Source organism: Paraburkholderia terrae, assembly GCF_002902925.1.
In the GTDB taxonomy this organism is placed as follows: Bacteria; Pseudomonadota; Gammaproteobacteria; order Burkholderiales; family Burkholderiaceae; genus Paraburkholderia; species Paraburkholderia terrae.
In genome coordinates, this window is the sequence record NZ_CP026111.1 from 738968 (window position 1) to 752063 (window position 13096).

Genomic DNA, 13096 nt, shown 5'->3' on the forward strand with positions numbered 1-13096 from the left:
CTAGAGGATTCACAGCATGGCAAGCCTTTCCATCCGTGACGTGTACAAGACCTACCCGAACGGGGTGCCTGTCCTGAAGGGTGTCAATATCGACATCGAAGACGGTCAGTTCCTGATTCTCGTCGGCGGCTCGGGCTGCGGTAAGTCGACGCTGCTCAACATGATCGCCGGTCTCGAGACCGTGACGAAGGGCGATATTCAGATCGGCGGCAAGACGGTGAACAACCTGTCGCCGAAAGATCGCGATATCGCGATGGTGTTCCAGTCGTATGCGCTGTATCCGTCGATGACGGTGCGCGAGAATATTTCCTTCGGGTTGAATATCCGCAAGGTGGCGAAGAGCGAGCAGGATCAGATTGTGGCTCGCGTTTCAAAGCTGCTGCAGATTGAGCATTTGCTGGATCGGAAGCCGGGGCAGTTGTCTGGTGGGCAGCGTCAGCGGGTGGCGATGGGGCGTGCATTGGCACGGGACCCGGCGATGTTCCTGTTCGATGAACCGTTGTCGAATCTCGATGCGAAGCTGCGGATTGAGATGCGCTCGGAAATCAAGCTGCTGCATCAACGCCTTGGTACAACTATCGTTTATGTGACGCATGATCAGATCGAGGCTATGACGCTCGGCGATCGTATTGCCGTCATGAAGGATGGTGTCGTTCAGCAGTTTGGGGCGCCGCAAGAGATTTATGATTCGCCTTCGAATCTCTTTGTTGCTGGGTTTATCGGTGCGCCGCCGATGAACTTCATTCAGGGTAAGGTTGTTGAGCAAGGTTCCGGTGTTGGCTTGGAACTCGATACGGGTGTGAAGCGGTCGGTGCTGAATCTGCCTTTCGATGGCGCGGTGAAGTCGCATATCGGGCAGGAAGTGATTCTGGGGCTGCGTCCTGAACGGATCACCGATGCACGTAATGCTCATAATGCTGAAGACGCCAAGCTGCAAGCGATCGACGTTAAGGTCGATGTGATTGAGCCGACCGGGCCGGATACTTTGGTGTTTGCGCAGGTTAATGGGAAGCGCATCGTTAGCCGCGTTCACCCGAGCTCGAATCCGCTGCCTGATCAAAACATGGCGCTGATGTTTGATGTTTCTAAGGCGGTTCTGTTTGATCCTAAGACGGAAGAGCGGATTGCTTAAAGGCAGACGTTAGTAAATTAGCCTCAAGGAAAAGGTCCCGTGGATGATTCCCGGGGCCTTTTTTATTTCTCCAGCCGACTAGGGGAAGTTCAGTGTGGCAGTCTCACATCCAACTTGAACGTCACCAATCGCGCCACAAGAATGAACCCCGTAGCAATCAACACGCTGTAGACCGTATCAAAGTTGATGTAATCCAGCAGCAGATAAACCCAGCACCCAACGAGTGCGCAAGTCGCATACGGCCTGGAATCGCGGAGGATGAGCGGCACCTCATTACAAATCACATCCCGAATAATCCCGCCGAACACGCCGGTGGCGACACCCATCATCGAAGCCACGAACCACGGCATCTGCGCATCGAGCGCAAGCGAAGTACCAGAAATGCTAAACAGCCCAAGCCCCACCGCATCTGCCACCAGCAAAGCCCGCTCGTTAAAAACCCGCGTATAAGCCTTAAGCACAAACGGCGCAAAGAACGAGAGAACAAAGATCAGAATTGCATACCACTGATGCTCGACCCAATAGAACGGTCGCCGATCGAGCAAAATATCTCTAACCGTCCCACCACCAAAAGCCGTCGCCATTGCCACAAGAAAAGTCCCAACAGCATCGAGCCGTCTCGTACGAGCTTCGATGAACCCTGAGATTGCGTAGGCGAGAATAGCCAGCGCTTCCATGATTGAAAGCGCGAGAGTGAGACGAGGATGCATCGTTGAAAAGCCTTCTCAGACTTTGCCGGACGACGAAGAGGAAGACCCGGGACCAACCGACCCAGGCTGCAACAACACAAGCACAGCACCCGCACCACCATCATGCGCACGAGCCTGGGAAAACGCGATCACTTCTTCCTTCTGCACGAGCCACGCGCGAACCTTGCCCTTGAGCACGGGCTCTTTCCCAATCGACCCCAGCCCTTTCCCATGAATCACGCGCAGACACCGTAAGCCTTTCTTACTCGCCTCACGAATGAACTCAGACAGCGCCTCACGCGCTTCCTCGCGACGCATCCCATGCAGATCGAGCTGCGCCTGCACAATCCAGGCTCCGCTTCGAAGTTTCTTAACGATCTCCTGGCTCACACCCGGTCGACAGTAAGAAAGCGACTCATCGGTATCGAGCAGAACTTCAGGATCGAACTCATCGGAGATCGCCTCATGCAGCACGGCTTCTTCATCGAGTTTCGTCTGAACGGGAACCGGCTCGGGCGGCGTGCGGGGGACTGCCGCGCGCGGTTTCGCGCCGAGCGGCGCGACTTCACCAATCTCACGCCGAAACAGATCGGCATCCGCAGCCGCCTCACGCGACGCTTGCGCCGCAACAGCTTTCTGACGTTGAGCGCGTTGAGACGCGCCTTTCAGCGCATCGCGTAGTCCACCAAGCCCGGCCAACCCAGCACCAGACTCGACCAACGGTTTTTTCGACGAAGACGAGGACGAATCCGAACCAGCCCCCGACGATGCCGACGAATCAGCATTAGCAGGAGATGCCGCCGCAGTACGCGGCCGTTTCGGTTCGCTCGGATGGGGCAGATTCTTAGGCATAGCGATCAGACGATGAAGTCGAAGCGGACAACAGACCAACACCCGCAAGCAAGCTGGGCAATGAGAGCAGAAAACAAAAAGGGCCGCCGGCATTCCGCCGCAGCCCTTCGAACATCGAGAATCTCAACAACCGCGGCAAGCAGGTGTCTGCCGCTATTCTACCGATCCGCGTCCGCCGTTCGACTGAAACAACCCAGCAAACCCAGGCGCGTCAACGACGATCAACGCTCGGCTTCAGCGCTCATCGCACGCTCGCCGATCGACTCATGGATGCTTTCCAGATAACGCTGCGCATCCAGCGCCGCCATACAGCCCGTACCCGCGCTCGTGATCGCCTGACGGTACACGTGATCCTGCACGTCGCCCGCCGCGAACACGCCCGGCACGCTCGTACCCGTCGCGTTGCCCGTCAAACCGCCGTTCGTGATGATGTAGCCGTTCTTCATCTCCAACTGGCCTTCGAAGATATCCGTGTTCGGCTTGTGGCCGATCGCGACGAAGAGACCTTGCAGTTCGATATCGGTGGTCGCGCCCGTCTTCACGTCCTTGATGCGCAGGCCGTTGACGCCGCCTTCATTGCCCTTCACTTCGTCGAGCGTGTGGTTCCACTTGATCTCGACGACACCTTCCTTTTCCTTCTCCAGCAGACGGTCGATCAGGATCGGCTCGGCGCGGAACTTGTCGCGGCGATGGATCACCGTGACCTTCTTCGCGATGCCCGCCAGATACAGCGCTTCTTCAACGGCCGTATTGCCGCCGCCCACCACGGCGACGTGCTGCTGCTTGTAGAAGAAACCGTCGCAGGTCGCGCATGCCGACACGCCGCGGCCCATGTACAGCTCTTCCGACGGCAGGCCGAGATATTGCGCCGACGCGCCCGTCGCGATGATCAGCGAATCGCACGTGTACTCGCCGGAATCGCCGATCAGGCGGATCGGCTTCTCGTCGAGCTTGGCCGTGTGGATGTGGTCGAAGATGATTTCGGTGTTGAAGCGCTCGGCGTGTTCGAGGAAACGCGCCATCAGTTCCGGACCTTGCACGCCGTTGGCGTCGGCGGGCCAGTTTTCGACGTCCGTCGTGGTCATCAGCTGGCCGCCTTGCGCAAGGCCCGTGACGAGCACGGGCGACAGGTTGGCGCGCGCCGCATAGACGGCCGCCGTGTAGCCGGCAGGGCCGGAACCGAGAATCAGAACCTTCGCGTGTTTGGTCGGGGAAGCTGGCATGATCGAAATCCGTAAAAAGCGTCGGTCGGCGGCGAAACATCGGCTGCCATGACCGGCGGTACTGGCGTCGAGCCGGAAAACCTGCTTGACACGTTAGTTGGGTATCAGCGCCGTATTATAAAGGGCAGGGCTGGCGGCTGCTTCATGAAGCTTTACGATGAAACCGATAGCCGGAGCCAACCGTGTAGCCCCGTATCAGCACCAAAACCGGCCGAAAACCCCTGAGTTTTGCCCCAAAACGTATGGGAATTACGACATTCCTGGCCGTTCGGCCAACGTTACTGTCATTTACAGCCTTGCACGCAACAGTGCGTTTACAATAGTCGCCGACGAACGACAGGCGGCTTGCCGGCAGGCTTCGGGTCAACGCGTCGGCGCCTGGATCGGTTCCGACGGTGAATTGAAGGGCATCGGGAACCGAACCGGAACCTGAAACCGCTGCAGGCCGCACACGCAACAGGCTCAATGGCAAAAGCTACCTATTCCGCGAACGCGCAGGCATTGCCTCATCGCATGTCGCGCCTTTTCACCGAAATCCGCTGGATTCTTCAGGTGGCGCTCGGCGTTTTCCTCGTGATGGCGCTGATCAGTTACAGCCGCCGCGACCCAAGCTGGACGCACGCGGCGCAGGTCGATCACATCTCGAACTGGGCCGGCCGTGTCGGCGCCTGGACCTCCGACATTTTCCTTCTGCTTTTTGGCCTGTCCGCCTGGTGGTGGATCGTGCTGATCGCGCGCCGCATTTCGGCGAATTACAAGCGCATCACGCATCACGAAGAACCCGACGAAGACACGCCGCGCGACCACAGCTGGCTCGCGGACGTGTTCGCGTTCGTGCTCGTGCTGCTCGCCTGCGACGGCATCGAGGCGCTGCGCATGTGGTCGCTGAAAGTGCAGTTGCCGCGCGCGCCGGGTGGCGTGGTCGGCGAGGCGGTCGCGAAGGGCGTCTCGCATGCGCTCGGCTTCACGGGCGGCACGCTGGCGCTGCTGATCGCGCTGGGTATCGGCTTGTCGCTGTACTTCCGTTTCTCGTGGCTGTCGGTGTGCGAGAGGGTCGGCGATTCGATCATCAACGGCGTCACGCTGGCCAAGCTGCGCCGTGAAGCGGGCCGCGACCGCAAGCTCGGCGAAGCAGCGGCCGTGAAACGTGAAGGCAAGGTCGTACAGAGTCGCGTGAAGAGCGAGGAGCACGAGCCCGTCGTGATCGTGCCGCCTGTGACGAAGCCGGAGAAATCGGAGCGCGTCGAGAAAGAACGCCAGGTGCCGCTCTTCGACAGCCTGCCCGGTGATTCCACGCTGCCCGCCATTTCGCTGCTCGACCCGGCGCCCGCATCGCAAGAAACCATTTCCGCCGATACGCTCGAATTCACCTCGCGTCTCATTGAGAAGAAGCTGAAGGATTTCGGCGTCGATGTGAGCGTGGTTGCGGCTTATCCTGGTCCGGTGGTCACGCGTTACGAAATCGAACCGGCTATCGGCGTGAAGGGCAGCCAGATCGTGAATCTGGCGAAGGACCTGGCGCGCTCGCTGTCGCTGACGTCGATTCGCGTCGTCGAGACGATTCCGGGCAAGAATTTCATGGCGCTCGAACTGCCGAATCAGCGTCGTCAGACGGTGCGGTTGTCGGAGATTCTCGGCTCGGCGGTGTACGCCGACGCCGGTTCGCCGCTGACAATGGGTCTCGGCAAGGACATCGGCGGCAAACCGGTATGCGCGGACCTCGCGAAGATGCCGCACTTGCTGGTCGCAGGTACGACGGGTTCGGGCAAGTCGGTCGGTATCAACGCGATGATTCTCTCGCTGCTCTACAAGGCGAGCGCGGATCAGGTGCGAATGATCCTGATCGATCCGAAGATGCTCGAAATGAGCGTCTACGAAGGCATTCCGCATCTGCTGTGTCCCGTTGTCACGGACATGCGTCAGGCCGGCAACGCACTGAACTGGACCGTCGCCGAAATGGAGCGCCGCTACAAGCTGATGAGCAAGCTTGGCGTGCGTAACCTCGCGGGCTTCAACAACAAGATCGACGAAGCGGCCAAGCGCGAAGAGAAGCTTCCGAATCCGTTCAGCCTGACTCCGGACGAACCTGAACCGCTGTCACGTCTGCCGCATATCGTCGTTGTGATCGACGAACTGGCCGACCTGATGATGGTTGTCGGCAAGAAGGTTGAAGAACTGATCGCGCGTATCGCACAGAAAGCGCGCGCGGCGGGTATCCATCTGATTCTCGCGACGCAGCGTCCGTCCGTCGACGTCATCACCGGCCTCATCAAGGCCAACGTGCCGACGCGGATGGCGTTCCAGGTGTCGTCGAAGATCGACTCGCGCACGATTCTCGATCAACAGGGCGCGGAATCGCTGCTCGGCATGGGCGACATGCTGTATCTGCCGCCGGGCTCTGGCCTGCCCGTTCGCGTGCATGGCGCGTTCGTGTCCGACGATGAAGTCCATCGAGTCGTCGAGAAGCTCAAGGACCAGGGCGAGCCCAACTATATCGAAGGGCTGCTCGAAGGCGGCGTGTCGGGCGAAGGTGACGAGGGCTCGGCCGACGCGTCGGGAACTGGCGCGGGCGGCGGCGAGTCCGACCCCCTGTACGATCAGGCGGTCGAAATCGTCGTCAAGAACCGCCGCGCGTCGATCTCGCTCGTGCAGCGGCATCTGCGCATCGGCTACAACCGCGCCGCGCGTCTGCTCGAACAGATGGAGCAGTCGGGGCTGGTGTCGGCGATGTCGTCGAACGGCAACCGCGAAATTCTGGTGCCGGCGCGCGAGACGGATTGATCTCCGACGCTTCATTCATGCGACTGATGACGGACAGCGGCACGCGTCGAGCGTTGCCGCTGTTTTGGTTCCGCATTTCGGTCCGTATCCGATAAAGGGAGAAAACAATATGCTGCAAATCGTTGGGTCTAAGACCCGTCTTGGCAGTCTGATGCGCACGCTGGCTTTCGGCGCATCGATGCTCGTCGCGTCGCACGCGTTCGCAGGCGGCACGGATCAACTTAAGCAGTTCGTGTCGCAAGTGCATGCGGCGCGCGGCGAATTCGTGCAAACGGAAGTGCGCGCGCCGAGCAACGCGCAGCAACAGGCGAGCGGCGTGCTGTCGACGCAAAACGCGTCGCAGAACAAGGTTTCGAGTGGCACGTTCACGTTCGCGCGTCCCGGCAAGTTCATCTGGGCGTATGAGAAGCCGTACGCGCAGTTGCTGCAGGCCGACGGCGACAAGCTCTACGTCTACGACAAAGACCTGAACCAGGTGACGGTGCGCAAGCTGGGTGGCGCGCTCGGCGCAAGTCCGGCGGCGATCCTGTTCGGCAGCAACGATCTCGACAAGAACTTCACGCTGAAGGACGCGGGCGTGAAGGCGGGCATCGACTGGCTCGAACTGATTCCGAAGAGCAAGGACACGCAGTTTCAGCGCGTCGGCATCGGCTTTCGCGACGGCAACCTCGAAGCGATGGAACTGCACGACGTGTTCGGCAACGTGACGCTGCTGAAATTCTCGAACATCCAGAAGAACCCGCCGCTGCCCGCCGACGCCTTCAAGTTCACGGTGCCGAAGGGCGCCGACGTGATCAACGGCTAAGCGCCTCGCTTACGCCTGAAGGCCGGGCGACGGATGCGCGGCCTTCATATCGTCGATAAACGCATCGACGATTTCCGTCCGATGCTGCCGCATGCGCGTGACCATGTGAAACGCGACGCGGTAGCCCATCTGCTGCGGGTTCAGCGCAGCGAGCAATCCTTCCTTCACATACGGCGCGGCAAAGTGCCCCGGCAGATAGCCGAGGTGATGACCCGACAGCACGAGCATCGCGACGGCTTCCATATTGTCGGCGACGGCGGTGACGTTGTGCGGCGTGGTCGACGCTTCGGCTTCGGGCAGCGGATAGCTGCGCCACGCCCATTCATGCTGGGCCGCGTCGGCGGGCGAGACATTGCCTGCCTGATCGAACAGCGGATGCCCCTTCGCGCAATACGCTAGCTGTTCTTCGGAAAAAATCTCCGTGTACTCAAGCGACGGCACGCGATGCCAGAAATATCCGATGCCGATCTGAATCCGTCCGCTCAGCAGCAATTCTTCGAGTTCGCCCGGCGAGCGCACGAGAATTGAGAAGCGTACAGATTCGTCCCGGGCGCGAAAGCGGGCGATTGCATCGCTGATTCGCGCACTTTCCGACACGGGCGTGTGTCCGATCATCCCGATTCCGAGCGTCCCGACCAGCTTTCGTCCGACATTTCGCGCATGCGCGCCGAACGCATCGACGGCGGAAAGCAGCGCGCGCGCCGCTTCGACAAACTGTTCGCCTCGCGCGGTCAGGCTAAATCCGCTGCGACCGCGCTCGCACAGCCGATAACCCAGGCGGGTTTCGAGTGTCGATAGTTGGGTGCTGATCGTGGATTGACCTACATTCAAGGTAGCCTGTGCGGGCGAAACGCCGCCCGCGTCCACAATGGCGAGGAACACGCGGATCAGGCGAAGGTCTAGATCGGTGAGTTGCGAGAACATACGGCAGGATACATCGGTGCGAATCGATGTGAAGTTTTTTCTGTTGGCATTTTATCTTCGCCGGAACTGCACAAAAATAAGATATGCCCCGGCGTCGCGCGCTTTGCGGCGGCTGGATTGAACGCTTTATCAAGATGTTGTGCTTTTCATTGGCGAACCACGATGAATACTTCCTCCAATTTCATTTCCCCGGACCTCACTGAGCGGCCACAGCCGTTGTCGGGCAACGCGATGCCGCGCTCCGGCGGGATCGCCACCATGATGCGGCTGCCGAATGTCGGATCGGCGGAAGGGCTCGACGTGTGCTTCGTCGGCGTGCCGTTCGATCTGGGGACGTCGAACCGCACGGGCGCGCGCTTCGGTCCGCGCCAGATTCGCGCGGAATCGGTGCTGCTGCGCCCGTACAACATGGCGACGCGCGCCGCGCCGTTCGATTCGCTGCGCGTGGCCGATATCGGAGACGTTGCGATCAATCCGTATAACCTGCTGGATTCGATCGGCCGGATTGAGCGCGCTTACGACGAAATCCTCCAACACGGCGCGAAGCCGATCACGCTGGGCGGCGATCACACGATCGCGCTGCCGATCCTGCGCGCGATTCATCGCAAGTACGGCAAGGTCGGTCTGATTCACGTCGACGCGCACGCGGACGTCAACGACACGATGATGGGCGAGAAGATCGCGCACGGTACGCCGTTCCGCCGCGCGGTCGAAGAGGGCTTGCTGGATTGCGACCGCGTCGTGCAGATCGGTCTGCGTGGCACGGGCTACGCGGCGGAGGACTTCGACTGGTGCCGCGATCAGGGCTTCCAGGTCGTGCAGGCCGAGGCGTGCTGGAATCAGTCGCTGGTGCCGCTGATGTCACGCGTACGCGAGCAGATGGGCGACGGCCCCGTCTACATCACGTTCGATATCGACGGTATCGATCCCGCTTTCGCGCCGGGCACGGGCACGCCGGAGATCGCGGGTCTGACGGTGCCGCAGGCGCTCGAAATCATTCGCGGCGCGCGCGGCCTGAATATCGTCGGCTGCGATCTGGTGGAAGTCGCGCCGCCGTACGATCCGTTCGGCACGACGGCGCTGCTCGGCGCGAATCTCGCGTTTGAACTGCTGTGTGTGCTGCCGGGCGTCGAGTATCGGCCGGCGACGCGGTAAGCCATCCATCTTTCAGGCGCCTGCATGGCGCCGCATGCAGCACAGCAGCGGGGCGGTTCACAGAATCGCCCAAGACAACGCCCATAACGTCTGTTATGGGCGTTTTCATTTGTGATCGCCGCGCGTCGCAATTGGGCGTCGCGACGGTAATTTTAAGACTAGTGAGCTAGAGACTGACTGCCCGCAACGGTAGGCTGCAAGGGGTTCCGGCGCGTTTTCAACCAGAATTTTTGGATAAATCGTAAAAGCGCGCGCCCGTGAGTCCTTTATCCCAATCAGTCTCTTGCAGGGTCAAGTCATGTTCGGCGATTTTCAGAATCTCGACGCCACAGTCGATCGCTTTTCAGCCGCAGTCTCGCTGTACGGTAAAGCCGACTTCAACGAAGCGTTGGCGTTGCTCGAACCGCTGTTGAGAGCGCAACCGGCTGACGCGCAAGTTCTCAATCTGGCCGCTGCGTGCTGCTTGTCGCTGGATCGTCTGCATGATGCACAGACCTATTGGCGTCGCGCGATCGCCATCAAGCCGGATTACTGCGATGCGTATAACAACCTCGGCGTCGCGCTCAAGGAACTGGGCCGTCTGGACGAAGCCGAGACGTGCTATCGCAACGCGCTGACCATCTCGCCGAAGCACGCGGGCGCTTATGTGAACCTCGGGCGGCTCTATGCAGAACTCGGTCGCCTGCGCGAGTCAGAAACCGCCTATCGGCATGCACTCGAACTTCAGCCTGGCGACGGCAATACCCACGTGAATCTTGGTGTGCTGTACCAGAATCAGATGCGTCTTCCCGAAGCGGAGGCTGCGTACAACAGCGCGCTCGCCACCAATCCGACCGACGTCAACGCGCACTTCAACCTCGGCGTCGTGCTCAAGATGCAGCATCGTTTCGTCGAAGCAGAAGCCTCATACCGTCAGGCGCTCGCGCTTCAGCCTGATTACTTCGAGGTGAAAATCAACCTCGCGCATCTGCTGCTCAACGTGGGACGCCTGGAAGAAGGATGGGCGCTGTTCGAAACCCGCTACGATCCCGCGTGGCAGCAGCGCAAGGTCGCTCCGCCACCCGTCGATTGTCCGATCTGGCAAGGTGAGCCACTCGCGGGCAAGTCGTTGCTAGTGTGGCCCGAGCAAGGGCACGGTGACAGCCTCCAGTTCTGCCGCTATCTGCCGATGCTCAAAGCGCGCGGGCTTGCGAAGCTGAGCATTGCGTGTTCGCCCGTGTTGCAGAGTCTGTTCGAGACGATCGAAGGCGTGGACGCCTGCATTCCGCTGGACGACGAACATGACATTCCGTCGCACGATCTTGTGTGTCTGACGATGAGCCTGCCGCATCGTCTGGGCACGACGCTCGCGACGATTCCGGGCGCAACGCCTTACCTGCGGGTGCTGCCGGCGCGTGCGGCGAAATGGAAAGGTCGTTTGCCCGACGGCGGAGTCAAGGTAGGGCTCGTGTGGGCTGGCGATCCACGCCCCGATCAACCGGCGACCAACGCCGTCGACCGTCACCGTTCTCTCGATGCCCGCGCCTATCTGCCATTGCTGCGCGTGCCGGGCATCACGTTCCTCAGCCTGCAAAAGGGCAAGACGACGCAGCCGCAAATCGACACGTTGCCGCCGGAACTGCGTCCGTTCGATCCGATGCACGACGTGCAAGACTTCGCCGACACGGCGGCGCTGATCGAGCAACTGGACCTCGTTATTACCGTCGATACATCGATCGCGCATCTGGCAGGCGCGCTGAACAAGCCGACGTGGATTTTGTCGCGCTACGACGGTTGCTGGCGCTGGCTGCATGACCGTGACGACACGCCCTGGTATCCGAACGCGCGGCTGTTTCGTCAGACACGTCCTGGTCAATGGGACGATGTGATCGAACGCGTCACCGAGCAACTCGGACATTTTGCGAAGCAGTCTGCAGCCGCAAGCACGATGACGCCCGACGAACGTTTTCTGGCAGCCGTCGACTGCTATGAAAACAAACGCTTCGAAGAGAGCCTAACGCTGCTGAAGCCGTCGATCGAAACATATCGGGCCGACGCGCGCATGACGAACCTGGCCGCCGGATGCTCGCTTGAACTCGGCCGTGCATCCGATGCTGAGGCTTATCTGCATCGCACGGTTCAGATCGATCCGACGCATTCCGATGCGTACAACAATCTCGGCGTCGTGCTGCGCCAGCTTGGCCGTCCCGGCGAAGCGGAACAAGCGCATAGAAAAGCCATCGCGACGGACCCTGAGCATGCGGGCGCGCATATCAATCTCGCCCGTTTGCTGGAGTCGCTGGGTCGCGCGGACGAGGCGGAAGTTGCATATCGACGCGGCCTTGATCTCTATCCGGACCACGCCGAGACGCACAACAATCTCGGCGCGATGCTGCAGGCTCAGGGACGCATGCCGGAAGCCGAGACGTGTTACCGGCGTTCGCTCGCGATAAAGCCTGATTTCCCGAATGCGTGTTTCAACCTCGGCATTGTGTTTCAGACGCAAAAGCGGTGTCGCGAGTCCGAACTTCTCTATCGCCGCGCGCTTCAGGTCAAGCCCGACATGCTCGAAGCAAGACTCAACCTCGCGCATCTGCTGCTCGCGACGGGGCAATTCATCGAGGGCTGGCAGCTTTTCGAATGCCGATACGACGACGCATGGAAAGCGGACTCCGTCAGGCGCCCGGCGCTACCGTTCGCGCAATGGCAAGGCGAAGCGCTCGAAGGGAAATCCATTGTCGTGTGGCCCGAGCAGGGTTATGGCGACACGCTCCAGTTTTGCCGATATTTCCCGATGCTCAAGCGCCTCGGCGCCGCGCAAGTGACCGTCGCGTGCCAGCCGGGGATGCGGCGTCTGATCGAGCGGATGCCCGGCGTGGATGCATGCATTCCGAACGATCCGCACGTCACGCCGCCGCATGATTACTGGTGTCTGACGATGAGCCTGCCGCATCGGATGGGCACGACGCTCGATAGCATTCCGTCGTCGGTGCCTTATCTGAGCGTGCCGCCGGATTGTCAGCCGCGCTGGAAAGGGCGGCTGCCTGAAGGTCCGAAAGTCGGCCTCGCATGGGCCGGCGATCCGCGTCCGAACCAGCCTTCCGCGAACGAAGTCGACGGTCGCCGTTCGCTCGATGCCCGCGCCTATCAGCCGTTGTTGCGCGTGCCGGGCATCGTATTTGTCAGCCTGCAAAAAGGCAAGACGACGCAGCCGCAAATAAACACGCTTCCGCCCGAACTGCGCCCGTTCGATCCGATGCACGACGTGCAGGATTTCGCCGACACGGCGGCGATCATCGAGCAACTGGATCTCGTGATTACCGTCGATACGTCAATCGCGCATCTGGCGGGCGCACTGAACAAGCCGACGTGGATTCTGTCGCGCTACGACGGTTGCTGGCGCTGGCTGCACGATCGCGACGATACGCCGTGGTATCCGTCTACGCGTCTGTTCCATCAGACTCAGCCAGGCGATTGGGAAGAGGTGATAGAGCGCGTGAGGGTCGCACTCGAGCAATGGCCGGCGTGCGAGCGCACGCCGGCCTGAAACAGCAGA

General features: G+C 60.6%; 9 protein-coding genes. 5 read left to right on the top strand and 4 right to left on the bottom strand.

Going from position 1 to position 13096, the window contains the following annotated elements; genetic code table 11:
• Nucleotides 1-16 precede the first annotated feature (16 nt).
• Nucleotides 17-1132 (top strand): ABC transporter ATP-binding protein, encoded by a 1116-nt coding sequence (locus C2L65_RS03320; RefSeq protein ID WP_042310528.1) that lies wholly within the window; start codon nt 17-19, stop codon nt 1130-1132.
• Nucleotides 1133-1221: 89 nt separating this feature from the next.
• Here C2L65_RS03320 and C2L65_RS03325 read toward each other — a convergent pair whose 3' ends face one another.
• From C2L65_RS03325 to trxB, 3 genes are all read right to left on the bottom strand, one after another.
• Complete coding sequence (locus tag C2L65_RS03325; protein WP_042310530.1) at nt 1222-1842, bottom strand: trimeric intracellular cation channel family protein; 621 nt, start codon at nt 1840-1842, stop codon at nt 1222-1224.
• A 15-nt stretch (nt 1843-1857) separates the two neighbouring features.
• Nucleotides 1858-2673, bottom strand: coding sequence for a Smr/MutS family protein (locus C2L65_RS03330; RefSeq protein WP_042310532.1), 816 nt, complete (start codon nt 2671-2673; stop codon nt 1858-1860).
• A 221-nt stretch (nt 2674-2894) separates the two neighbouring features.
• The gene (trxB, locus tag C2L65_RS03335; protein ID WP_042310533.1) at nt 2895-3896 is read right to left on the bottom strand and encodes a thioredoxin-disulfide reductase; all 1002 of its coding nucleotides are present in this window, start codon (nt 3894-3896) and stop codon (nt 2895-2897) included.
• Nucleotides 3897-4361: 465 nt separating this feature from the next.
• On the opposite strand from trxB, the gene C2L65_RS03340 reads away from it, so the two are divergent.
• Entirely contained in the window at nt 4362-6677 is a 2316-nt protein-coding gene (locus C2L65_RS03340; RefSeq protein ID WP_042310535.1) for a DNA translocase FtsK, read from the top strand.
• A gap of 109 nt (nt 6678-6786) precedes the next feature.
• Nucleotides 6787-7482 carry an outer membrane lipoprotein chaperone LolA gene (gene lolA / locus C2L65_RS03345; protein WP_007743716.1) on the top strand — a complete coding sequence of 232 codons (696 nt, stop codon included), beginning with the start codon at nt 6787-6789 and terminating at the stop codon, nt 7480-7482.
• 9 nt (nt 7483-7491) lie between these two features.
• Here the strand turns inward: lolA and C2L65_RS03350 are convergent, their stop codons facing one another.
• The gene (locus tag C2L65_RS03350) at nt 7492-8406 is read right to left on the bottom strand and encodes a LysR family transcriptional regulator (RefSeq protein ID WP_042310536.1); all 915 of its coding nucleotides are present in this window, start codon (nt 8404-8406) and stop codon (nt 7492-7494) included.
• A gap of 162 nt (nt 8407-8568) precedes the next feature.
• Between C2L65_RS03350 and speB the strand changes: the two genes are divergently transcribed.
• Both speB and C2L65_RS03360 read left to right on the top strand, forming a co-directional pair.
• On the top strand, nt 8569-9561 hold the full coding sequence (gene speB / locus C2L65_RS03355) for an agmatinase (protein ID WP_035986037.1): 993 nt from the start codon (nt 8569-8571) through the stop codon (nt 9559-9561).
• Nucleotides 9562-9859: 298 nt separating this feature from the next.
• Nucleotides 9860-13087: a tetratricopeptide repeat protein gene (locus C2L65_RS03360; protein WP_081921147.1), complete on the top strand. Its 3228-nt coding sequence runs from the start codon at nt 9860-9862 to the stop codon at nt 13085-13087.
• The last annotated feature ends 9 nt before the right edge of the window (nt 13088-13096 follow it).